The sequence below is a fragment of the Nonomuraea sp. NPDC046570 genome (assembly GCF_040645915.1).
Lineage (GTDB): Bacteria > Actinomycetota > Actinomycetes > Streptosporangiales > Streptosporangiaceae > Nonomuraea.
In genome coordinates, this window is the sequence record NZ_JBEYZF010000001.1 from 272,890 (window position 1) to 296,153 (window position 23,264).

Below are 23,264 nucleotides of genomic sequence, written 5' to 3' on the forward strand. Positions count from 1 at the left end.
TGGGCCGATGAGCCGCCAACCGTCCCTTGACGAGATCCGCCGGGCGCCGAAGGTGCTGCTCCACGACCACCTCGACGGCGGCCTGCGGGCCGAGACGATCGTCGAGCTGGCGCGCGAGAGTGGCTACGACCGGCTGCCCACCACCGACCCCGACAACCTCCGGCAGTGGTTCGAGGAGGCCTCCGACTCCGGCTCCCTGGTCCGCTACCTGGAGACCTTCGACCACACGGTCGGGGTGATGCAGAGCCGCGAGGCGCTGGTCCGGGTGGCCGCCGAGTGCGCCGAGGACCTGGCGGCCGACGGCGTCGTCTACGCCGAGGTCCGCTACGCCCCCGAGCAGCACACCACAACCGGGCTCTCCCTCGACCAGGTCGTGGAGGCGGTGCTGGAGGGGTTCAGGATCGGCTCGGAGGGGCGCGGCATCAGGGTGGGCACGCTGCTCACCGCCATGCGCCATCAGGCCAGGTCGATGGAGATCGCCGAGCTGGCGGTGCGCTATCGCGACGTCGGCGTGGTCGGCTTCGACATCGCGGGCGCGGAGGCGGGCTACCCGCCCACCCGCCACCTCGACGCCTTCGAGTACCTGCAGCGGGAGAACGCCCACTTCACCATCCACGCCGGTGAGGCGTTCGGCCTGCCGTCGATCTGGCAGGCCATCCAGTGGTGCGGCGCCGACCGGCTCGGGCACGGCGTGCGGATCATCGACGACATCTCGGTCTCCGGCGACGGCAGCGCCAAGCTCGGCCGGCTGGCCGCGTACGTGCGTGACAAGCGCATCCCGCTGGAGATGTGCCCCACGTCCAACCTGCAGACGGGCGCCGCGACCTCGATCGCCGAGCACCCGATCGGCCTGCTGCGCGGCCTGCACTTCCGGGTGACCGTCAACACCGACAACCGGCTGATGAGCTCCACGACCGTGTCGGGCGAGTTCGCCAAGCTGGTCGAGGCGTTCGGGTACGGCTGGGACGACCTGCAGTGGTTCGCGGTCAACGCGATGAAGTCGGCGTTCCTGCCGTTCGACGAGCGGCTGGCGCTCATCAACGGTGTGATCAAGCCGGGCTTCGCGCAGCTCAAGTGGCAGGGATGAAGCAGACCTACCGGTCGATGACCGGCTATGTGCTCGGCTGGGTGTGGGTGGCCTTCGTCGCCTACAACATCTGGGATCTGACCGCCCACTACAACGGCAAGGCGTCGCTGGTGGCGGGCGCCGTACTGGGCGTGCTGACCGCGATCGTCTACATCACCGCGCTGCGCCCCGCCACGACGGTCGCCGAGGACGGGCTGCGGGTGCGCAACCCGTTCAGGTCCTCGTTCCTGCCCTGGGCGAGCGTGGGGGACGTCACGGTGTCGCACGCGATCAGCGTCGAGCACAGCGGCGATCAGGTGCTGCGGCTGTGGACTCCGCAGGCGTCGGCGCGCGAGCGGGCCAAGGCGAGCCGCCGCGGCGCGCCCAAGACCCAGCGGGGGAAGTACAAGACCGAGCCGACACTGTCCAAGGGTGAGCAGGCGGCGGCCGAGGCGCTGTCCGGCAAGACGCACGCGGACTGGGTGGCCGAGCAGATCAACGAGCAGGCCGAGGCGGCCAGGCGCCGCAAGGAGCAGCCCGCCCCGGCCAAGGTGAGCTGGGCGATCGACTCCCTGGTGGCGTGCGCGCTGGCCCTGGCCCTGGTGGTCGCGGCCATCCTCGCCTGACCAGCGGCTCTGCGCTCCAGGAGGGGTGGGAGCGCAGAGCGGCCTGGCTTCGGTCAGCAGCCCCAGTGCTGGTGGTAGACCCTGAAGACGTCGTTCCACGGACCGACGTCGATGGTCCTCCTGGCCCCCGCGCAGTGGTACTGGTTGGAACCGAAGATCCTGGTCACGAAGATCCACTCATTGCGGTCGTCGCAACTGGTGTACAGCGCCTGGGTGCCGGCTCGGTGCAGGCCGCACGCCATGGCGGCGGTCCGCTCGACGGCCGTGGCGGCCGAGGCGGCTGCCGGGCCTGCCGTGAGCAGGGCGATGGCGGTCAGCGCGGTGGCGGTCATGGCTTTCCCACTGAATCGACGTCGACTCACTTCTTGAGCTCCTTCTGGTAGCGCCACCGGACGCGGTGGCGGGTTCGACAGACGAATCGTCGCGCCGTACGGCGGGCGGCCAGGAGGGGTTTCCCGTCGCCTTCGGAGGTGGGGGGACGAGGAAACCGTGGCGTATCCGGGCGAAAGCTACTGGTCACTCGCATCGTGGGGTCGTCGGCCGGTACCGGCGACTACGCTCTGTGAGCGTCGATGGCCGGTGAGTGGAGACGGGTGCGCGTGGAGAAGCCTGACGATTCGGGTGCCTCGCCGGGGGCCAGGCTGCGGGGGCTGCGGCTGGAGCGTGGGCTGTCCCTCAACGAGCTGTCCCGGCTGACGCACTACAGCAAGGGCTATCTCAGCAAGGTCGAGACGGAAGAGAAGCGGCTGACCGCCGATGTGGCGCGCCGGTGTGACGCGGTGCTGGAGTCCGGCGGCGAGCTGCGAAGCCTGGTCTCGGCGGTGGGCGAGCCGGTCGCGTGCCCGTACCGGGGGCTCAGCGCCTACGGGACGGAGGACTCGCGCTGGTTCTTCGGCCGGGAGCATGCGGTCGGGGTGCTCGTGGGGTGGCTGGCCGAGCGCATGGAGGGGCCGCTGGCCGTGGTCGCTCCTTCGGGGGCGGGCAAGTCGTCGCTGCTGCGGGCGGGGTTGCTGCCCGCCATCTCCCGGGGTGCGCTGCCTGAGGCGGATTCTTGTACGTGGCCCGTCGTGCTGTTCACACCCGGGGAGCGTCCGGTCGGTGAACTGACGGCCCGGATCTCCGCCGTCACCGGGCTCGCGGTACCGGCTCTGGTTCGGGCGCTTGTGGAGGGCCCGGCGGCCTTCGCCGCGCGCGTCCGGACCGCTCTCATCGAGCGCGGGGAGGAGCGGCGTCTGGTTCTGGTCGTCGATCAGCTTGAGGAGATCTTCACTCTCTGCCGTGACCCGGTCGAGCGGCGCGTCTTCCTGGGGGCGGTGCTCGCCCTGGCCGGGGGCCCATCGTCCTGTGGGCATGCTGCGGCGCTGGTCGTGCTCGGTGTGCGGGCCGACTTCTATGGGCACTGCCTGGCCTACCCGGACCTGGTGGCGGCCCTGCGGGAGGGGCAGTTCCCGCTGGGGCCGATGACTCTGGCCGAGCTGCGCGAGGTGATCACCGCGCCCGCCCACGCGGCCGGTCTGACCCTGGAGCCGGGGCTGGTGGAACTCCTGCTGCGGGACCTGGGCGTACCCGCCGAAGTGGTGGGAGCCGAGGCGGGCCCGGTGTACGAGCCCGGGGCGCTGCCGCTGCTCTCCCACGCCCTGCTGACCACCTGGCAGCAGCGCCGGGGCGACACCCTGACCGTGGACGGCTATCGGCTGACCGGCGGGATCGGCGGGGCGGTGGCCGCCACGGCCGAACGCGTCTTCACTCGGCTGGAGCCCGGCCAGCAGGAGATCGCCCGCCGGGTGCTGCCGCGCCTGGTGTGTGTCGGCGAGGACGACACCCTGACCCGTCGGCCGGTCGACGTCAGGCGGCTCCCGAGCGCCCACTTCCCGGCGGAGGCCACCTTCGAGGTGATCGAGTCCTTCGCCCGCGCCCGGCTGCTCACCCTGGACGCCGACCACGCCCAGCTCGCCCACGAGGCGCTGTTGCGCGCCTGGCCCCGGCTGCGCGAGTGGATCCACGCCGACCGCGACGGCCTGCGCGTCCACCGGCAACTCGCGGAGGCGGCCGAGGGGTGGGAGCGCGAAGGCCACGATCCCTCCCTGCTGTATCGCGGCACCCGCCTCCGGGCGGCCCGGGACTGGGCCGCGTCCGGCGGCGCCGTGCTGACCGAGCTGGAGCAGCGCTTCCTCGACGCCGGGCTTGCCGGGCAGGCCGCCGAGCAGGCCGCGGCCCATGTTCGCGCCCGTCGCCGCCGTCAGGCCGTCACCGGGCTGGCCGTGCTGCTGGCTCTCACGCTCGTCGCCACGGTGGTGGCCGTCGCCGCCGCCCGCACCGCCGAGACCCAGCGCCGGCTCGCCCACCAGCAGAAGTCCCTGGCCCTGTCCCGCCACCTGGCGCTGCAGAGCGAGAGCCTGCTCGGCACCGACCCCACCACCGCGCAGCTGCTCGCGGTCACCGCGCACCGGATCGCCGGCACCCCCGACGCCCGGCGCGGCATGCTGAGCGCCTTGGCCCACCCCGCGCGCGAAGTCCTCACCGGCCACACCGCCTCGGTGGTGAGCATGGCCTTCAGCCCCGACGGCCGCATCATGGCCAGCGCCTCCCACGACCGGACGGTACGGCTGTGGGACACGGCCACCTGCCGCCCGCTCGGCACGGCCCTGACCGGCCACACCGGCGGGGTCACCACGGTGGCGTTCAGTCCTGACGGGCGCACGCTGGCCAGCGCCGGCCTCGACCGGACGGTACGCCTGTGGGACGTGGCCACCCGCCGTCCCCTCGGGGAACCCCTCGTCGGCCACACCGATCATGTGCTCGACGTGGCCTTCGGTCCCGGCGGTCTTACGCTGGCCAGCGCCGGAGCCGACCGGACGGTGCGGCTGTGGGACGTGGCCACGCGCGGCCGGATCGGCGAACCCCTGCGCGGCCACACCGGCTTCGTCAACGCGGTGGCGTTCAGCCCGGACGGCCGCACGCTGGCCGGTGCCGGTGACCGGAGCGTACGGCTGTGGGATCCGCTCACCGGCCGCCAGATCGGCAGGCCCCTGAACGGCGAGGCGCTCGATGTGGCGTTCAGCCCGGACGGCCGCACCCTGGCCGTCGCCGGTGACGACGAAGCGGTGCGGCTGTGGGACGCCGCCACCGGCCGCCCCGCCGGTGATCCCCTGCTCGGGCGGGCCGACCACCGGTTCGGAACGGTGGCGTTCAGCTCCGACGGGCGGACCCTGGCGGGTGGTGGACGTGGTGGGGACGGCGCGGTGCTGGTGTGGGACGTGGTCACCCGCCGCCAGGTCGGAGCGCCGCTGAGCGGCCACGCCGGCTGGGTGAGTGGCGTCGCGTTCAGCCCGGACGGGCGGGTGCTGGCCAGCGCGGGCGGTGACAAGTCGGTCCGGTTGTGGGACCTGGTCGCCCGCCGCCCGGTCGGCGTACCCCTGGCCGGTGCGGGCGTGGTCGACGCGGTGGCGTTCAGTCCCGACGGGCGGACGCTCGCCGGAGGCGGTTCCGGCGAGGACGCGACGGTGCGGCTGTGGGACCTGGTCACCCGCCGTCCCATCGGCGCGCCTCTCGCCGGGCACACCGGCGCGATGTCCGAGCTGGAGTTCAGCCCCGATCGGCGCACGCTGGTCAGCGCCGACGGCGCGGGCGTGGTGCTGCTGTGGGACGCGGTCACGTGGCGCCGGATAGGCCCCCTCACAGACGCGTACGCCAGTGAAGCGGCGTTCAGCCCGGACGGCCGGGTGCTGGTCAGCGCCAGCGGTGGCACCAACCCGGACGAGGACGACATCCAGCTCTGGGATGTGGCCACCCGCCGCCCGCTCGGCGCGCCTCTGACCGACCGGGCCGAGGGGGTGACGGACGTGGAGTTCAGCCCGGACGGGCGCATCCTGGCCGTCGCGAACGCCCGCGCCGACCCCGGCGCGGAGGTGCTAGGGAACGGCGGCATGGTGCGGTTGTGGGATGTGGCCACGCGGCGCCCGATCGGCGCGCCCCTGGTCGATCAGGTGGGCGGGGTGTCCGATGTGGAGTTCAGCCCCGATGGGCGAGTTGTGGCCGGTGCGGTGAGCGACAGGTCGGTGCGGTTGTGGGAGGTGGCCACCGGTCGTCCGATCGGGGCGCCCCTCGCCCAGCACGCCGACGGGGTGACGGATGTGGAGTTCAGCCCGGACGGGCGGACCCTCGCCGGTGCGGGCCACGACGGGACGGTGCGGCTGTGGGATGTGGCCACGCGGCTGCCGATCGGCGCGCCGCTGGTGGGGCATGCGGGTTCCGTCAACGCGATGGCGTTCGGTCCTGACGGGCGCGTCCTGGCCAGTGGTGGCGACGACGGGACGGTCCGGCTGTGGGATGTGGCGGTGGCGGCCGATCCGGCGGCGGAGCTCTGTGCCATCGCCGGGCGCTCACGCTCGGCCGTACCGGCGGGGCTGACCCGGGAGGAGTGGGAGCGGTATCTGCCGGGGGAGCCGTATCAGGAGGTGTGTTCTTCCGTGCTCTGAACGGGCTACGGCATGCTTGACGCTCCCGGAATGGCATGGTTAGGTTTGCCTTACCTAAATAAGGTATGCCTAACTCGAGGGGCCGATGTGAAGCGCCGTTTCGTTGCTCTGGTTGCTGTGGGGCTGCTCGGCCTGACGGGGTGCGGCGGCGGCGCGGGAGCCCAGGAAGCGCCCGCCCCCTCCGCGACGACCGCGCAGGCGGCTAGGATCATCCCGCTCAACAGCGACGTCGCCGAGATCGTCTTCGCGCTCGGGCTCGCCGACCAGGTCGTCGGCGTCGACCTGTCCGCGATGGGCCTGCCCGAGGCGCGCGGCAAGAAGCAGATCGGCTACCAGCGCACACTCGCCGCCGAAGGCATCCTCTCGCTCAAGCCCACCGTCCTGGTCGGCACCGAGGAGGCCGGACCGCCGGCGGTCATCGAACAGCTCAAGGGCGCGGGCGTCCCACTCGTCCTGGTGCCCACCGGCGCCGCCTCCGTCGACGACGTACCCGGCAAGATCGAGCAGGTCGCCCAGGCGCTCGGCGTCGCCGACCAGGGCAAGCGGCTCGCCGCCGGCACCAAGACCGAGATCGACGCCGCCAAGGGGCGCGTCGACGCGGCCAAGAAGCCGAGGGTCGCCTTCCTGTACCTGCGCGGGCAGTCCAAGACTTACCAGCTCGGCGGCGCGGGTACCCGGGCCGACGCGATGATCACGGCCGCCGGCGGAGTGGACGCGGGCACCGAGGCCGGGGTGAAGGGCTTCAAGCCGATCACCGCCGAGGCCATGGTCGAGGCCGCGCCCGACGTCATCCTGGTGATGAAGATGGGGCTGGAGTCCGTCGGCGGTGAGCAGGGCCTGCTGAAGCTGCCCGGCGTCGCGCAGACCCCGGCGGGCGAGAACAAGCGCATCGTGTCGGTCGACGACCTGGAACTGCTCGGCATGGGGCCGCGCACCGGCAAAGCCCTCGACCAGCTCGTCACCGCCTTCCAGAAGTGAGCACCCCCACCAAGAACGCGGTGGGGTCCGCGTCCCACAGCGCGGGCCCCACCGGAGCCGCCGGCCGGGAGGCGTCCGCACCGCTCCCCGGCCGTACGGCCATGAAGATCGCGCTGATCCCCGTCCTGACGATGCTGCTCGCCACGCTCTGCGTCGCATCGGCGGGGATCGGCGCGGTCCGCGTACCGTTCGGCGAGGTGCTCACCTCGCTGTTCGGCGGCGGCACCGCGCACGACCAGGTGCTGTGGCAGATCCGCTTCCCGCGCGTGGTGCTGGCCGTGCTGGTCGGCGCGGCCCTGTCGGTGGCGGGCGCGGGCATGCAGGGCGTGTTCGGCAACCCGCTGGCCGAACCGGGCGTCATCGGCGTCTCCTCCGGCGCGGCGGTCGGCGCGGTGGGCGCGATCGTGCTCGGCGTCACCGCCTTCGGGCAGTGGACGGTGGCGGTCGCGGCGTTCGCCGGCGGGCTGCTCACCACCTTCGCCGTGTACGCGCTGGCCAGGTCGCAGGGCCGTACCGAGATCGTCACGCTGGTGCTGACCGGCATCGCGATCAACGCGATCGCCTGGGCGGTCGTCGGCCTGTTCACCTTCCTGGCCGACGACGCCGAGCTCAGGTCGATCTCCTTCTGGAACCTCGGCACCCTCGGCGGCGCCACCTGGCCGTTGATCGGCGCGGTCGTGCCGTTCGTCGTCGCCGGGCTGGCCCTCATGCCGCTGTTCGCCCGCTCCCTCGACCTGCTCGCGCTGGGCGAGCGCGGGGCACGGCACCTCGGCGTCGACACCGAGCGGGTACGGCTGGCGGTCATCTTCCTGGCCTCCCTGCTCACCGGCGCCTCCGTCGCGGCGGCCGGGGCCATCTCCTTCGTCGGGCTGGTCGTGCCGCACCTGATCAGGCTGATCGCCGGGCCCGGCCATCGCGTGCTGCTGCCCGCCTCCGCGCTCGCCGGCGCGTGCGTGCTGCTGCTCGCCGACCTCGTCGCCAGGACCGTCGCGGTGCCCGCCGAGCTGCCCATCGGCGTGCTGACCGCGCTGCTCGGCGGGCCGTTCTTCCTGTGGTTGCTTCGCCGTACCCGGGCTCAGCAAGGAGGGTGGGCGTGATCCGCGCGGCCGAGGTGTCGCTGTCGGCCGGTCAGGCGACGCTGCTCGACCAGGTATCGATGGCCGTGGACGCGGGGGAGCTGGTGGCCGTCGTCGGGCCGAACGGGGCGGGTAAGTCGTCGCTGCTGTCGGTGCTCGCCGGAGACCAGCGGCCCGGCTCGGGTACGGTCACCGTCGCCGGGCAGGACGTCTTCTCGTTGCGCCCGGCGAAGCTGGCCAGGCTGCGGGCCGTACTGCCGCAGCGGGTCACCCTGGCCTTCCCCTTCACCGTGGCCGAGGTCGTGGAGATGGGCCTGCACGCGCGGCGGCGGGACGGGGGCGGCGAAGCCGTGGCGCGGGCGCTGGCGGTCACCGACGTCGCCCACCTCGCCGGGCGGCGGTACCCGACGCTGTCGGGCGGCGAGCAGGCCCGCGTCTCGCTGGCCAGAGTCCTGGTGCAGCAGGCGCCGGTCCTGCTCCTCGACGAGCCCACGGCCGCGCTCGACCTGCGCCACCAGGAGCAGGTGATGCGCGTCGCCAGGGACCGGGCGGCCGAGGGCGACGCCGTAGTGGTCGTCCTGCACGACCTGAACCTGGCCGCCGCCTACGCCGACCGGGTCGTGCTCCTGCGCGACGGCCGGATCGCCGCGCAGGGCCCGCCCGCCGAGGTCCTCGACGCCGAGGTGCTCAGCGACGTGTACGCCTGCCCCGTGGAGGTGCGCGGCACCGGCGAGGAACTGCTGGTGCTGCCCCGGCGGGTCAACTGAGCAGGTCGGCGGTGTCGAACTCGCCCGAGACCCGCTTGCCGTCCGTCACCCGCAGGCGCAGCAGCTCGCCGCCGTCCCCTGAGCCGAGCACCAGTTCGTCCCGGCCGTCGCGGTCGTAGTCCCCGGCGGCCAGCGGTGTCGCGTTCGCGCCGCCCGCCGCCGCCCCGCCGAGCCGCAGGCCGTCCCGCCCGCCCCAGAAGACCCGCACGGGCCCCCGGGAGGTCTTCTGGTAGGCGCCGCCGCCGTAGGCCAGGTCGTCGTGGCCGTCTCCGTCGAAGTCGCCGGCCACCGCCCGTCCGCCACTCAGGTTCCTGAACACGTGTGCCTCGCGGCCGCCGAAGTAGACGGTCAGCACCCCGGCGACGCCCGGCGGCTCGGTCTCGAAGCCCGGCTCGTTGTTGCGGCTGCCGTCGTCGGCCACCACCACATCCCTGGTCCCGTCGCCGTCGAAGTCGCCCCACGCCGACGCCACGCCCGCGTTGAGCTTGCGGCCCCGCTCGGCCAGCCCGCCGGGCCCGGCCGGCACCAGCCAGGCGGGCACCTGCTCGCCGTCGTCGGCCTCGTTGACGAGCAGGCCGGTGGCCCGCCCCGCGCCTATCGCGTCGGCGGTCATCCGCCAGAAGTCGCCGCCGGTCGGCGAGGGCCGCAGTGTGTGCCTGGCCGGAGCGCCCGCGCGGGTGAACGGCCCGTACAGCACGGCGAGGTCGCCGTCCATCCCGTTGGCCCCGTCGAACGACATCGCCAGGTCGGCCGCGCCGTCGCCGTCGAAGTCGCCCGCCGTCGCGCCGGAACGGAGCCTTTCCTCCTTCACCGGCAGCCGCAGCGCCGTAGGGGCTCGTCCTCCGTCCACGCCCGAAGGGCCGCCCCAGAAGACGTGCAGCGAGTACGGCGCCTCGGAGCCGGGCACGCCGCCGCGTGCGACAACGTCGGCGAAACCGTCGCCGTCGAGGTCGGCGGTGGTGGCGGGGGGAGTGGCCGACCAGAGTTCCAGGGTCTTGCCGGTCACGACCGTTCTGGCGTCGGGGGAGAGGCCGTGGCGGGAGCCGTACAGGATGATGAGGGTTGTGCCGTTCTCGTCGGGGGCGTCTACGAGGAGGTCCTGGTAGCCGTCGCCGTTGATGTCGTGGGCCCGGCTCGGGGGCTCGCCCTTGGCGGGTTCACGGGTGGGGGCCGAGGCGGCGGGGGTGAGGGCGCCCCACGATGGCGGGTCGGCGGCGCAGCCGGTGAGCGTGAGCGTCAGCGCCGGAAGAAGCGCGGCGGCGGTCACGACCTGGCAGACCCTCATCGTCCTCCCCTTCGACAGGAGGGCTCATCGTAACCTTGACTTTGACACCGTGTGAGGCCATAGACCGGGAGTCATCATGTTCAGCATCGGAGACTTCGCCAGGCTCGGGCTCGTGTCGACGCGCATGTTGCGCCACTACGACGCGATCGGGCTGCTACGGCCCGCGCACGTCGACCCCGGCACCGGCTACCGCTCCTACCAGGCCGGACAGCTCGCCAGGCTCAACCGAGTCGTCGCGCTCAAGGATCTCGGCTTCACCCTCGAACAGGTGCGCTCGATCCTCGACGAGAAGGTCAGCACGGAAGAACTGCACGGCATGGTACGGCTGCGCCGCGCCCAGCTGGAGGAGCGGATCGCCGCCGACCGGGCCAGGCTGCTCAGCGTCGAGGCGAGGCTCCGGACGATCGAGAGGGAGGGGCACATGAAGACCGACGAGGTCGTGCTCAAGTCCGTCGCACCCGTCAGGGTGGCGGGGCTGTCCGCCAGGGCCGCCAGCTACGAGACCGAGGACATCGGGCCGGTGATCCAGCCGCTGTTCCACGAGGTGTGCGGGCGGATGGACGCGGCGGGCAAGCCGTACGTGGGGCCCGGCATCGCCCACTATGTGCCTGAGGACGACGGCGGCGTGCTGGTCCACGCCTCCTTCGAGGCCACCTTCGGCCCCGAGGACGCCGTCGGCCTGGACCTGTTCGACCTGCCCGGCATCGAGACCGCCGCCACGATCATCCACCGCGGCCCGATGGACGACATCGGCAGCACCTTCCAGACCCTCGCCCACTGGATCGAGGAGAACGGCTACCGCTCCGTCGGCCTGGCCCGCGAACTCTCCCTGCACTGCCCGCCCGACCACGCCGAATGGGTCCACGAACTCCAAATCGAGATCACCAAGGCCTAACCCCGCCACGCGTCGATCAGGTCACCGGGCGTGACGTGGCTGACCCCCTCGACCACGCACCCACTCCGCGAGACGGCATAGAGCGGAGTGGAGCTGTCGGCCCCCGGCAGCTTCGCCCGGCGAACGACGAGCTCACTCAGATCATGCTGGTCGAAGGGCCGGTTCTCCAGCCACTTGATCGACCCCGCCATCGTGATCCGCCTGGCCACCGGCTCACGGTCGGCACCTACGATGTCGATCTCAGGATCGTTCGTACGCGTCCAGTAGCCGCCTATCGCGCCCGTCCCCTCCGGGAGCCCGTCCATCCGCCGCAGCGACTCGCGGATGACGGGCTCGACGGCCATCCCACGCCAGGACGGCCACGACCGGCGGATCCGCTCCACGACCAGGTCACCGCGCCCCCGCTCGATCTCGGGCAGGTACGGCTCGATGAAAGGCAGCCAGAACCGCAGATGCGGATCGGCGACGTGGTAGCGGTGCTCGCGCGACGGCTTGCCGGACAGCGGGGCCTCGGAGACGATCATGCGTTTCTCCAGGAGAACCCGCAACGCCCGGCTAAGGGAGGCCTGCGGCATCCCGCCGGTGGCCCGGCTGATCGAGGAGAAGGTCCGCTGCCCGGCGCCGATCACGCTCAGCACGTCCCTGGCCTGGGCCTCCGGCGGGAACTCGGCCGCGAGCGACCTCTCCCCGCTGACCGCCAGTGCGGAGATCGGATCGGGGACGCTCCGCTCCAGGTACTCCCACAGTGACGCCCCCACCGGCCACTCCTCGCAGATGTGCGGGAACCCGCCGGAGATCAGATGGGCGTCGAACGCCTCCGGTGCGCCGAGGTCGAGCAGCTCACCCACGTCGGCCGGGGTGAGGGGGTGGATCAGCATGTCGGTGGCACGCAGGTAGAAGGGCCGGTCGTACTGGTTGATCGCCTCCATCATGGACAGGTCAGAGCCGATCAGCAGGAGCAGCACCGGGCGCCTGGAGAACTCGCGGTCGAACAGTTCCTGAAGGGTTCCCTCCAGTGAGGGATCGCCGCTGATCAGGAACGGCAGTTCGTCGATGACCACCACGCTGGGAGAGTCCTGCGGAAGCGCGTCCACGAGCAGGCGGAGGGCGGCTTCCCACGAGTCCGGGGTGACGACGTCGAAGAGATCCGCGCCGGGGAGAGTCGAACGGCGGGCCACCTCCTGGAACCGCTGAAGCTGCATGCGAGTGGGGCGCGTGTTCGCGGCGAAGAACAGATGAGGCAGGCCCGACCTGGCCACGAACTCCTCGGCGAGCCGCGATTTACCCACCCGGCGGCGGCCGCGCATCAGGATGGCCCGGCCTGGCCGCCCTAGCCGGCCACCCGCCGCGGCGGTGGACAGCAGCCGGTTCAGGCTGGCCAGCTCACGCTTTCGGCCGATGAATCCGGCCATCGCTCCAACACTCACCGCTGAGTGTTCCACGTTTGAGTGTTCCACGGCATGGATCTGGAGTGCCGGTCCGAATCCGGCCGGTTGGTGAGGGTCTGGGCTGTTACAGGCCCAGTGCGGTGCGCAGGTCTGTGGACAGGGCTTCCAGGGCGGTGGTGGCCTGTGCGCGGGCCGTGGACACCTCGCCGGTGACCGGGACGACCACTTCCAGGTAGGACTTGAGCTTCGGTTCGGTGCCCGAAGGGCGGACGACGACGCGGGCGCCGCCGGACAGGCGGTAGCGCAGGCCGTCGGTCGGGGGCAGGCCGCCCGCGCCCTCACGCAGGTCGTCGACCGCCTCGACCGTGCGGCCCGCCAGCGTGGCCGGCGGGTTGGCGCGCAGCCGGGTCATCGCCTCGGTGATGAGTGACAGGTCGCCGACCCTGACCGAGAGCTGCGAGGTGGCGTGCAGGCCGTAGCGCCTGGCCTGGTCGTCGAGCAGGTCGAGCAGGGTACGGCCGTCGCGCTTGGCGTCCGCCGCCAGGCCCGCCACGGTGAGCGCCGCGCCGATGCCGTCCTTGTCGTGCACGGGCAGCCACGAGCCCTTGGTCTCGGAGCCCGGCTCGGTGTCGGAGCCGACGCTGTAGCCCAGGGCCTCCTCGTAGCCGAAGAGGAGGCCCTCGCCCGCCTTCATGATCCACTTGAAGCCGGTGAGGGTCTCGGCGTGCCGTACGCCGTAGGAGTCGGCGATCCTGCCCAGCAGTGAGGAGGACACGATCGTGGTCGCGACCAGGCGATCGTCGCCCGAGGTGAGGCGGAGGACCCGCTCGGCGAGGAGGCCGCCGACCTCGTCGCCGGTCAGCATCCGGTAGGCGCCGTCGCCCACCGGCACGCCGACCGCGCACCGGTCGGCGTCGGGGTCGTTGGCCAGCACGAGGTCGGCGCCGACGCGGGCGGCCAGGGCGAACGCGAGGTCCATCGCGCCCGGCTCCTCGGGATTGGGAAAGGCGACGGTCGGGAACTCGGGATCGGGCTCGCGCTGCTCGGGTACGGCCACCGGCGCCTCGAACCCCGCGGCGGTGAACGCCCTGGCCAGCGTGCCGGCCCCGACACCGTGCAACGGCGTGTAGGCGATCCGCAGCTCACGCGCCTCACCCAGCGGCAGCGCGGTCACCGCCTCGACGTACGCGGCCACGATGGAGTCGTCGAGCTGGACGAACAAGCCCGCGGCGCCGGAGGCGGGAGGGCCCAGCGGGAGCTCGTCCACGCGGCCCACCGCGTCGATCGCCGCCGAGATCCGCGCGTCCACCGGCGGCACGATCTGCGAACCGTCACCCCAGTAGACCTTGTAGCCGTTGTCCCGGGGCGGGTTGTGGCTGGCGGTGACCGTGACCCCGGCGTCTGCGCCGAGCCGGCGGACCGCGAAGGCCAGCACAGGCGTGGGCAGCGGCCCGGGAAGCAGCGAGGCGCGCAACCCGGCGCCGGTCAGCACGGCGGCGGTGTCACGGGCGAACACGTCGGACTTGTGCCGCGCGTCGTACCCGATCACCACATGCCGGCCGGGTCCGAGGACGGCGGCCAGTCCGGCGGCGGCGCGCATCACGGTGACCCGGTTCATCCGGTTGGGGCCCGCGCCGAGTTCGCCGCGCAGGCCCGCCGTACCGAACTCCAGCCTGGTCTCGAAGCGGTCGCGCAGGGCGGCCAGGTCGCCGGAGTCGAGCAGGGCGGTCAGTTCCGCCCGGGTGTCCGGGTCGGGGTCCTGGGCCAGCCAGTCCCGCGCCCGCCGCGCCAGGTCTTCCACGATCACGCCGCCTCTCCCGCTACAGCTTGTCGACGACCTGCGCGAGCAGGACACCCATCCTGGCGGCTGTGGCCCGGCCCACCTCCAGGACCTCCTCGTGGTTGAGCGGCTCGTCGGCCAGCCCCGCGCCGGGGTTGGTGACCAGGGAGATGCCGAGCACTTCGAGGCCCGCCTCGCGCGCCGCGATCGCCTCCAGGACAGTGGACATGCCGATCATGTCCCCGCCCAGCGTGCGCAGCATGCGGATCTCGGCGGGCGTCTCGTAGGTGGGGCCGCGGAAGGCGACGTAGACGCCTTCGGCGAGCGACGGGTCGATCTCCTTCACCAGCGCGCGCAGGCGCTTGGAGTAGACCTCGGTGAGGTCGAGGAAGGTGGTGCCGGTGATCGGGTTCGCGCCGGTCTTGTTGATGTGGTCGCTGATCAGCACCGGGTCGCCGACGTTCTGCGTCTCGGGGCGCAGCCCGCCGGCCGCGTTGGTCAGCACCACGCTCCGCACGCCCGCCTTGGCGGCCGTGCGGATGCCGTGGACGACCTCGTCGGGGCTGCGGCCCTCGTACAGGTGGGTGCGGCCCAGGAAGATCAGGGCCGCCCTGCCCGAACCCGTGCGAACCACCCGTACCTTGCCGCCGTGCCCGGCGACCGCGGGCGGCGCGAAGCCGGGCAGGTCGGTCAGCGGGACCTCGGCGACGGTCTCGCCGATGGCGTCGGCCGCGGGAACCCACCCCGAGCCCATGACCAGGGCGACATCGAAGGAGTCGAGACCGGTGGCGGCCTTCAGCGCGGCGGCGGCGTCTTCGGCAAGCGTGTACGGATTGGTCACCTCAGTAGTTTAGGAGCAGTTTGTCCAGCACCCGCACCCCGAACCGCAGGGCGTCGACCGGCACCCGCTCGTCCACGCCGTGGAACATCGCGGCGAAGTCCATCCCGGCCGGCAGCCGCAGCGGCACGAACCCGAACCCGCGCACCCCCAGGTCGGCGAAGAACGTCTTGTTGTCGGTGCCCCCCGACATGCAGTACGGCACCGCCCGCGCGGTCGGATCCTCCTCCTTGAGCGCCGCGATCATCGCCTCGACCAGCGCCCCGTCGAAGGTCGTCTCCAGCGCGATGTCCCGCTGCACGAACTCGCGCCGCACGTTCGGGCCGAGCAGCTCGTCGACGGTCTTGAAGAACTCCTCCTCGTACCCGGGCAGGAACCGCCCGTCCACCACCGCGCTCGCCTGGCCGGGGATCACATTCGCCTTGTACCCGGCCTCCAGCATGGTCGGGTTCGTGGTGTGGCTGAGCGTCGCGCCGACGAACCTGACCAGCGGGCCCAGCTTCTCCAGCACGGGGGCCGGGTCGTCCGGGTCGAACGGCAGGCCGAACGCGTCGGACACCTCGGCGAGGAAGCGCCGCACGGTGGGCGTGAGCTGGAGCGGCCACTCGTGCGCGCCGAGCCGGGCCACGGCCTTGGCCACCTCGGTGACGGCGTTGTCGGAGTTCAGCATGGAGCCGTGGCCGGCCGTACCGTCGGCGATGAGGCGCATCCAGGCGAGGCCCTTCTGCGCGGTCTCGATCAGGTAGAGGCGCAGCGACGGGTCCACCTCCAGGGAGTAGCCGCCCACCTCGCTGATCGACTCGGTGACGCCGTCGAACAGCTCGCGGTGGTGGGCGGTGAGGTACTTGGCGCCGTACACGCCGCCCGCCTCCTCGTCGGCCACCCAGGCGAAGACCAGGTCGCGCCGGGGCCTGCGGCCTTCGGTGACCATCTGACGCAGGACGGCCAGCATCATGGCGTCCATGTCCTTCATGTCCACGGCGCCGCGGCCCCAGATGTAGCCGTCGCGGATCTCCCCGGCGAACGGGTCCACCGTCCAGTCGGCCGCGTTGGCCGGGACGACGTCGAGGTGGCCGTGCACGAGCAGGGCGGGCAGCGACGGGTCGGTGCCCTCGATCCTGGTCACCACATTGCCCCGGCCGGGGGCGCTCTCCACGTAGGTGGCCTCGACGCCGACCTCGGCCAGCCTGGCCATGACGACCTCGGCCGCGGCGCGCTCGCCGGGGCCGCTGCCGTCGCCGTAGTTGCTGCTGTCGACCCGGATCAGCTCGACGCAGAGCTCGGCGACTTCCTTCTCAGCGGGGGTCATTCGTGTACTCCAGGGTGAGCAGGCCCGACTTGCGCAGGTGACCACGCTTGTAGGCACGGGTGATGAGGGTGACGTTGACGTCGGTGACATCGTCCAGCGGGCCGACGACGCCGGTGAGGAAACGGTAGAGGTCGGCTTCGTGGGCCGCGGCCACCTGGACAATCATGGTGTAGGTGCCGGAGGTGGCCGCGCAATAGCGGACGCCGGGGTGGGCGGCGAGCCGTTCGCCGACCAAATCCAGCCCGTGCGGGCGGACGCGCAGCCAGAGCTGGGCCTCCACTTCCAGGCCGAGCAGCGCGGGCTCGACCTCGGCCCGCAGGAGCACCAGGCGGCGCTCCAGCAGTGAGGCCACCCGGCGGCGGGCGGTCGGCAGTGAGACGTCGAGCTTCTCGGCGATCGAGGTGAAGCCGATGCGGCCGTCGGCGGCCAGCAGCTCGGCCACCTCCACCTCCAGCGGGGACAGCCCGTCCTGGTCGGGCAGCGGCTCGGCGGGGCCGGGCGGGCGCAGCTCGGCGACCTCGGCGTCGTCGAGGAACGGCGCATGCCACTCGGCGACCGTGCGGAAGGTGTGCAGCACGACCTGCGTCTGGGTCTGCGTCACCCCGTCGATGCCGGTGATCTCGGCGGTCAGGATGTCGTGCAGCGCGTCCCTGCTGGGGGCGACCAGCTCGCAGCCGAGGTCGGCGGCGCCGGTGACGGAGTAGACCGAGCGGGTGTCCTGCCGTACGGCGAGGGCCTGGGCCACCTCGTCGGCGCTGCCGGGCCGTACCAGGACGTGCAGGTGGACCGGGTGGCCGTGGCCGGACCTGAGGTCGTCGTAGATGGCGGTGACCTGGACGGCGCCGTCCGCGATCAGCCGCTGTAGCCGTCTGGCGACCGTGCGTTCGTGCTCGCCGACGGCCCTGCCGATCTCGCCCCACGAGGCGCGGGGACTGACTTGCAGGGCAGCGACGAGGCGCCGGTCGAGATCATCCATCGAGACCAGTTTCAATGTCGGGTTCGTAAATTATTTCCGAGATATTTGACTGTTTTGGTCGCCTGCATGCACAGTAAGCCATCACTGCACCTGAAGCAAAGGAGGCCCTAGTGGCCGCCCCTCCCCTTGCGCAGTCGCCACTCGGCATCCCCCGAAGCAGGGTGCGCCAGCTCTTGGCCGCCAGCGCCGGCAACGTGGTCGAATGGTACGACTGGTATGCCTACAGTTTCCTCGCGGTCTACTTCTCCAAGCAGATCTTCGCCGAGAGCGACAACCCGCTCGTCCCGGTCCTGAGCGCCTTCGCGATCTTCGCGGTCGGCTTCTTCATGCGCCCGCTCGGCGGCCTGCTGGTGGGCTCCTTCGCCGACCGGTACGGCCGCAAGGCCGCGATGACCTTCACCATCATCCTGATGGGCGCGGGCTCCCTGCTGCTGGCCGTCACGCCGACCTATGAGACCGCGGGCGTGCTCGCCCCCGTCATCCTCACCCTCGCCCGGCTGATCCAGGGCCTGTCGGTCGGCGGCGAGTTCGCCGCCGCGACCACCTTCCTGGTCGAGTCCGCCCCGCCCGGCCGCCGCGGCCTCTACTCCAGCTTCCAGTACATCAGCACCACCATCGGCCAGCTCCTGGCCTCCGGCCTGGCCGCCCTCCTGGCGGTCTCCCTCTCCAAGGCCGACATGTCGTCCTACGGCTGGCGCATCCCGTTCGTCATCGGCGCTGTGCTCAGCCTCGTCGGCCTGTGGATCCGCAAGGGCGCCGACGAGACTTCGGCCGTGGCGGGCGAGATCCAGCAGGGCAAGGTCGAGCGGCCCAAGATGTTCGAGTTCCTGGTCCGCTACCCGACCAAGGCCGCCATGATCGTCGGCATCACCATGGCCGGCACCGTCGCCTACTACACCTGGACGACCTTCCTGCCCACCTACGCCCAGCAGAACGTCGGCTTCGACGAGGCCCAGTCGCTCACCGTGGGCACGATCTCGCTGGTCTTCTTCATGATCCTGCAGCCGCTGCTCGGCATGCTGTCGGACCGGGTCGGCCGCAGGCCCATGCTGATCACCTTCGGCGTGGCCTTCGTCGTGCTGCCCGTCCCGCTGCTCGGCTCGCTGGAGAACACCTTCGCCAGCCTGCTGGTCATCCAGTGCGTCGGCATGGTCTTCCTCGGCTGCTTCACCTCGGTCTCGGCCGCGGTCAACTCCGAGCTCTTCCCGACCCGGGTCAGGGCGTCCGGGGCCGGGTTCCCGTACTCGCTGACCGTCGCGATCTTCGGTGGCACCGCCCCGCTGATCGGCACCTCGCTGAAGGACGCCGGGAACTCCGGGCTCTTCCCGTGGTACATGTCGGCGCTGGCGCTGATCTCCACCCTGGTGTACGTCTTCGCGCTGAAGGAGACCAAGGACCAGCCGCTCACCTGAGGCCGGGCGCCCCTCAGCTCCCCAGGGAGCGGCAGGGGCGTCCGCGCAACGCCTTCACGTAGTCGTCGGGCGCGCCGGCGTGCTCGGCCGCGTCGGCCAGGATGCCCAGGTAGCGGGCGGAGGGCAGACCGCCCTCGTAGCTGTCCAGGACGTAGAACCAGGCCACGACCTCGCCGTCGAGGGTGTGCACCCGCAGCCGGACCTTGTGGTGCAGGCCGCGGACGGCGCCCTCCCACTGGTCGAGCGAGGACTCGTCCCACTCGGGCACGTCGTACAGGACCACGAAGACGTGCTCGTCGGGATCCTCGACGATGGACGCCAGCGCGCCCTCCCAGCCGATGTCCTCCCCGCCGAAGGTCAGTCGCCAGCCCTGCAGCCAGCCCACTCCCCGCATCGGGGAATGAGGGGCTCGCATGGCCATCTGCTTCGGGTCCATGTTGCTGCCGTAGGCGGCGTAAACAGGCACAGCCACCAAGACTAGCGCGAGCCCGAGCCCCACGTTCGCTCCCACGTCCCCAGATGCGGGAGAATGGGACACGTGACAAGGATCGTGATCATTGGTGGCGGACCTGGCGGCTACGAGGCGGCGCTGGTGGCCGCCCAACTGGGCGCGCAGGTCACGCTCGTCGAGCAGGACGGTCCAGGCGGCGCCTGTGTGCTGACCGACTGCGTGCCGTCCAAGACGTTGATCGCGACCTCCGTTCGCAAGCAGGCGCTGCTCGACGCGCCGTCGCTGGGCGTGCACTACTCCGGCGGGGCCGACGGCGACGCCGGATCGGCCGAGGTCGACATGCCGCTGGTCAACCAGCGGGTCAAGGAGCTGGCCCAGGCGCAGTCGGCGGACATCGGGGCCAGGGTCGCCGCCGAGGGCGTCGAGATCGTCAAGGCCACCGGGCGGCTGGTCGACCCGCAGGTGGTCCGCGCCGGCGACCGGACGATCAGGGCCGACGTGGTGATCGTCGCCACCGGCGCCACCCCGCGCATCCTGCCCGGCGCCGAGCCCGACGGCGAGCGCATCCTCACCTGGCGGCAGCTCTACGACCTCGACGAGCTGCCCGAGCACCTGATCGTGATCGGCTCGGGCGTCACCGGCGCCGAGTTCGCCGGCGCCTACCGTTCACTGGGCTCCGAGATCACGCTGGTCTCCAGCCGCGACCGGATGATGCCCAACGAGGACGCCGACGGCGCCGAAGTGCTCGAAGAGGTCTACCGTCGCCGCGGCATGAACGTCATGGGCCGCTCGCGCGCCTCCTCCGTCAAGCGCACCGAGCACGGCGTCGTGGTCACCCTGGAGGACGGCCGCACGGCCGAGGGCACGCACGCGTTGATGACGGTCGGCATGGTGCCCAACACCTCCGGCCTCGGTCTCGAAGAGGCCGGGGTCACGCTCGACAAGGGCGGATTCATCCAAGTCGACAAGGTCTCGCGCACCTCCGCGCCCGGCGTCTACGCCGCCGGCGACTGCACCGGCGTGCTGATGCTCGCCTCCGTCGCCGCCATGCAGGGCCGCATCGCCGTATGGCACGCGCTCGGCGAGGCCGTACAGCCGCTGCGGCTGGCCACCGTCGCCTCCAACATCTTCACCGACCCGGAGATCGCCGCGGTCGGCGTGGCGCAGCGGCAGATCGAGGCCGGCGAGATCGAGGCCAACGTGGTCAAGCTGCCGCTGTCCACCAACGCCCGCGCCAAGATGCAGGGCTTCAACGACGGCTTCGTCAAGCTGTTCTGCCGCCCGCACACCGGCATCGTGCTCGGCGGCGTCGTGGTCGCACCGCGCGCCTCGGAGCTGATCCTGGCCGTCTCGGTGGCCGTGCAGCAGCGGCTCACGGTCGACCAGCTCGCCCACACCTTCGCCGTCTACCCGTCACTGTCCGGCTCGATCACCGAGGCCGCCCGCCGCCTCATGCAGCCGATGGCCGGCATCGGCATCTGACCCCCTCACCTCGGGTACGGCTGCCGCCGCGCCCGCTGGTGCGCGTTCGCCCACCGGGCCAGCGTCACCGCCAGCCCCAGCACCCCGGCGACCACCAGGCTCAGCCCGAACGGGAAGGACCTGGACGGCTCGAAGACGGCGTCGGAGGTGCTGACCCTGGTGGGCGTGTCGGCGGCACGGCTCCGGGTCGGGCCGGGCGTCGTGTACCCCTTGACGCCGTCGGGCAGGTTCTTCGGCGTGCCCTTGGCGCCGGTCAGGTCCAGGTCGTCGGCGAAGGTGAAGTTCGCGTCCTGGACGTTCGCCCCCCGCAGGTCCGCCCCGTCCAGGTCGGCCGAGCCGAAGTCGACCTCGCGCAGGTCGGCGTCGCGCAGCACCGCGTTGGGCAGGTCGACCGAGCCGAGTTTGGCCTCGTGCAGCTTCGCGCCGGTGAAGTCGGCCTTGCGCGCGTCGGCCTGGATCAGGGTGGCGTCCGTGAGGTCGGCCCTCACCAGCTTGGCCAGCGTGAACTTCGCCTGGCCGAACATCCCCCGGGTCAGCTTGGCGCCGCTGAGGTTCGCCCGGGAGAACTGGGCCTGCGTGCCGTCGGCGTCGATCAGCAGTGCGCCGCGCAGGTCGGCGTAGTCGGCGTGCATCTGGCCCAGCTCGGCCTCGCGCAGGTCGGCCTCGCGGAAGTCGGCGTACTCGGCGACCACCTGGCGCAGGTTGGCGCCCTTGAGCGAGGCGTCGCGCAGGATGGCCCCGGTCAGGTCCTTCTGCAGCAGCTTCACACCGTCGAGTTTGGCGCCGGTCAGGTCGGCGCAGCGCAGGCTGTAGGGGAGCTGGCGGCCGTTGGTGAAGTCCTTGCCGCGCAGGTTGACCCGGTCGCCGGGTCGGCACGGGTCGGCCTGGGCGTGCGCCTCGGCGGCAGGTGCCAGCAGGACGAGGGGCGCGGCCAGCGCGAGGGGGAGTAAACGGCGCAACGGGGAACCTCCTTGATGCGGGCCCCGAGCCGTGGAACGTGGCCTGGCCACACCCTACAAAGCCGGAGGGCCCCGGTGTGCACCGGAGCCCTCGTGTTCAGTCTGCGGCCGTCTACCAGTCGCCGCCGCCGAAGTCGCCCCCGCCGAAGTCTCCTCCGCCGAAGTCGCCCCAGCCGCCGCCACCGGCGTCGCCGCCGCCGAAGTCGCCGCCGCCCGCGTCGCCGTAGCCGGCGCCGTAGCCGCCCATGCCGAAGCCGCCGCCGAGCATGCTGCCCATCATGGTGCCGATGAACATGCCGGTCATGACGTCGCCGAAGCCGCCGTAGTAACCGGAGGCGTAGGGCTGGTAGGCCGGGCCCGCCTCGTAGTACGGGCGGTACTGGCCGTTGACCATGACCTGGCGGGTCTGCGGGTCGAAGCCGCGCTCGAGCGCGTCGGCGTCCATCGCGCAGGTGGGCACGTCGCGCACCGCGCCGCCGGGCGGGGCCCAGCGCACGTCACGGGCCGACGGGCCGTGCTGCGGGTTGAAGAAGCAGGGCGCCCTGCGCTCGGGCACCGGCTGGTTGTTGACCTTCGCCTTCACCACGGCCAGCGCGTAGCGGCCGTCCTCCAGGGTCTCGGTCACCTCGCGCACCTGGTCGGCCCGCTGCACCGTGTTGAGCTGCGTCTTGGCCTTCTCGTAGGAGTCGAGCGCCTGCTGCCATTCGGTGATGTGCTGGCCGCCCTCGCCGGCCAGGGTGACGTCGGTGTCCAGCGCGGTGATCTCCTCGCCGAACTTGGTGACGTCCTCCTCCACGGTCTGCTTGACCGCGGCCAGGTCCTTGGCGTCCTGCTCGGCCTTCTTCTTCTTCTGGTTCTTGGAGTAGAGGAAGTAGCCGCCACCGCCGACCAGCGCGATCGCGCCGAGCCCGATGAGCACGCCGGAGCCGGAGCCGCCGCCGCTGACCGTGCCGGAGTTGAAGGCCGAGCGCTTACGGTCGACCGCCAGGTCGACGCGCTTGACGAACTCCTCCATGACCTTGGTGCCGTCGCCGCCGGCGTTGTTGATCGACAGGCCGGTGATGCGGTTCAGGTTGGCCTGGCTGACCTGGCTGGAGTTGGCGTAGAGCGAGGTGCCGTCGATGACGGCGATGGTCGCGCTGGTCCGCCCGGCGCTCTCCAGTGCCGTGCCGAGGGACTTGAAGTAGGGACCGAGGTCGGCCTCGGACGCGAAGGTCCCGTCGGGCACCGCGACCGCGTAGATCTTGTTCTTGGCGCCTTCCAGCGCGTCGCGCATCCCGGTCTGTGTGTCCGAGGAGAGCGGGGAACCCGACTGGACGAAGAGCGGGTCCTTCTTGTCCTTCCAGAAGGACACCACTTCGGTGGCGTCCGGTGGGGCCGCGGCGTTCGCCGCCGGCGCGAATGCGAGCACAACGAAAAGACCGGCGAGCAGCGCGACGAGCGCGGCCCCAGCCCGGCGCAACGAATGGATCATTGGCAGCAAGCCTCCTTCGCCCTT

Annotated in this window: 19 protein-coding genes; 9 read left to right on the forward strand and 10 right to left on the reverse strand. The window is 71.9% G+C overall.

Annotation, left to right across the window (positions count from 1 at the left end):
* Positions 1-7: 7 nt before the first annotated feature.
* Positions 8-1,087 carry an adenosine deaminase gene (locus tag ABZ911_RS01315; protein WP_358050166.1) on the forward strand — a complete coding sequence of 360 codons (1,080 nt, stop codon included), beginning with the start codon at positions 8-10 and terminating at the stop codon, positions 1,085-1,087.
* Positions 1,084-1,692, forward strand: coding sequence for a PH domain-containing protein (locus ABZ911_RS01320; RefSeq protein ID WP_358050169.1), 609 nt, complete (start codon positions 1,084-1,086; stop codon positions 1,690-1,692). Before ABZ911_RS01315 ends, ABZ911_RS01320 begins: the two co-directional genes overlap by 4 nt.
* Before the next feature lie 53 nt (positions 1,693-1,745).
* On the opposite strand, the gene ABZ911_RS01325 is transcribed toward ABZ911_RS01320, so the two are convergent.
* Positions 1,746-2,054 carry a DUF6355 family natural product biosynthesis protein gene (locus ABZ911_RS01325; protein WP_358050172.1) on the reverse strand — a complete coding sequence of 103 codons (309 nt, stop codon included), beginning with the start codon at positions 2,052-2,054 and terminating at the stop codon, positions 1,746-1,748.
* A 237-nt stretch (positions 2,055-2,291) separates the two neighbouring features.
* Here ABZ911_RS01325 and ABZ911_RS01330 point away from each other — a divergent pair, with 237 nt between their 5' ends.
* The 4 genes from ABZ911_RS01330 to ABZ911_RS01345 all read left to right on the forward strand — a co-directional run bounded on the left by ABZ911_RS01330 (position 2,292) and on the right by ABZ911_RS01345 (position 8,991).
* Positions 2,292-6,170, forward strand: a complete 3,879-nt coding sequence (locus ABZ911_RS01330; protein WP_358050175.1) for a helix-turn-helix domain-containing protein — start codon at positions 2,292-2,294, stop codon at positions 6,168-6,170.
* An 87-nt stretch (positions 6,171-6,257) separates the two neighbouring features.
* A complete protein-coding gene (locus tag ABZ911_RS01335) occupies positions 6,258-7,148 on the forward strand; it encodes an ABC transporter substrate-binding protein (protein ID WP_358050178.1) in 891 nt (296 codons plus the stop codon).
* Positions 7,145-8,245 (forward strand): iron ABC transporter permease, encoded by a 1,101-nt coding sequence (locus ABZ911_RS01340; RefSeq protein ID WP_358050181.1) that lies wholly within the window; start codon positions 7,145-7,147, stop codon positions 8,243-8,245. The genes ABZ911_RS01335 and ABZ911_RS01340 overlap by 4 nt, the downstream gene beginning before the upstream one ends.
* Positions 8,242-8,991: a heme ABC transporter ATP-binding protein gene (locus ABZ911_RS01345; RefSeq protein ID WP_358050184.1), complete on the forward strand. Its 750-nt coding sequence runs from the start codon at positions 8,242-8,244 to the stop codon at positions 8,989-8,991. Before ABZ911_RS01340 ends, ABZ911_RS01345 begins: the two co-directional genes overlap by 4 nt.
* Here ABZ911_RS01345 and ABZ911_RS01350 read toward each other — a convergent pair.
* Positions 8,984-10,276, reverse strand: coding sequence for a VCBS repeat-containing protein (locus tag ABZ911_RS01350; protein ID WP_358050186.1), 1,293 nt, complete (start codon positions 10,274-10,276; stop codon positions 8,984-8,986). The two genes, ABZ911_RS01345 and ABZ911_RS01350, sit on opposite strands and share 8 nt — an antisense overlap.
* 76 nt (positions 10,277-10,352) lie before the next feature.
* Here ABZ911_RS01350 and ABZ911_RS01355 point away from each other — a divergent pair, with 76 nt between their 5' ends.
* On the forward strand, positions 10,353-11,171 hold the full coding sequence (locus ABZ911_RS01355; RefSeq protein WP_358050189.1) for a MerR family transcriptional regulator: 819 nt from the start codon (positions 10,353-10,355) through the stop codon (positions 11,169-11,171).
* Here the strand turns inward: ABZ911_RS01355 and ABZ911_RS01360 are convergent.
* From ABZ911_RS01360 to ABZ911_RS01380, 5 genes are all read right to left on the reverse strand, one after another.
* The gene (locus ABZ911_RS01360; protein WP_358050190.1) at positions 11,168-12,583 is read right to left on the reverse strand and encodes a DUF234 domain-containing protein; all 1,416 of its coding nucleotides are present in this window, start codon (positions 12,581-12,583) and stop codon (positions 11,168-11,170) included. The genes ABZ911_RS01355 and ABZ911_RS01360 overlap by 4 nt on opposite strands.
* A 100-nt stretch (positions 12,584-12,683) precedes the next feature.
* Entirely contained in the window at positions 12,684-14,363 is a 1,680-nt protein-coding gene (locus ABZ911_RS01365; protein WP_358051425.1) for a phospho-sugar mutase, read from the reverse strand.
* 16 nt (positions 14,364-14,379) lie between these two features.
* A complete protein-coding gene (locus ABZ911_RS01370) occupies positions 14,380-15,180 on the reverse strand; it encodes a purine-nucleoside phosphorylase (protein WP_358050193.1) in 801 nt (266 codons plus the stop codon).
* A gap of 1 nt (position 15,181) precedes the next feature.
* The gene (locus ABZ911_RS01375) at positions 15,182-16,486 is read right to left on the reverse strand and encodes a M20/M25/M40 family metallo-hydrolase (RefSeq protein WP_358050195.1); all 1,305 of its coding nucleotides are present in this window, start codon (positions 16,484-16,486) and stop codon (positions 15,182-15,184) included.
* Complete coding sequence (locus tag ABZ911_RS01380; RefSeq protein ID WP_358050198.1) at positions 16,473-17,462, reverse strand: Lrp/AsnC family transcriptional regulator; 990 nt, start codon at positions 17,460-17,462, stop codon at positions 16,473-16,475. The genes ABZ911_RS01375 and ABZ911_RS01380 overlap by 14 nt, the downstream gene beginning before the upstream one ends.
* A gap of 110 nt (positions 17,463-17,572) precedes the next feature.
* Between ABZ911_RS01380 and ABZ911_RS01385 the strand changes: the two genes are divergently transcribed.
* The gene (locus ABZ911_RS01385) at positions 17,573-18,874 is read left to right on the forward strand and encodes an MFS transporter (protein WP_358050201.1); all 1,302 of its coding nucleotides are present in this window, start codon (positions 17,573-17,575) and stop codon (positions 18,872-18,874) included.
* A 13-nt stretch (positions 18,875-18,887) separates the two neighbouring features.
* Here ABZ911_RS01385 and ABZ911_RS01390 read toward each other — a convergent pair whose 3' ends face one another.
* Positions 18,888-19,340: a gamma-glutamylcyclotransferase gene (locus ABZ911_RS01390; protein ID WP_358050204.1), complete on the reverse strand. Its 453-nt coding sequence runs from the start codon at positions 19,338-19,340 to the stop codon at positions 18,888-18,890.
* A 72-nt stretch (positions 19,341-19,412) separates the two neighbouring features.
* Between ABZ911_RS01390 and ABZ911_RS01395 the strand changes: the two genes are divergently transcribed.
* A complete protein-coding gene (locus ABZ911_RS01395; RefSeq protein ID WP_358050207.1) occupies positions 19,413-20,807 on the forward strand; it encodes an NAD(P)H-quinone dehydrogenase in 1,395 nt (464 codons plus the stop codon).
* Between the two features lie 5 nt (positions 20,808-20,812).
* On the opposite strand, the gene ABZ911_RS01400 is transcribed toward ABZ911_RS01395, so the two are convergent.
* A complete protein-coding gene (locus ABZ911_RS01400) occupies positions 20,813-21,766 on the reverse strand; it encodes a pentapeptide repeat-containing protein (protein WP_358050210.1) in 954 nt (317 codons plus the stop codon).
* A 112-nt stretch (positions 21,767-21,878) separates the two neighbouring features.
* The gene (locus tag ABZ911_RS01405; RefSeq protein WP_358050213.1) at positions 21,879-23,240 is read right to left on the reverse strand and encodes a hypothetical protein; all 1,362 of its coding nucleotides are present in this window, start codon (positions 23,238-23,240) and stop codon (positions 21,879-21,881) included.
* Positions 23,241-23,264 lie beyond the last annotated feature (24 nt).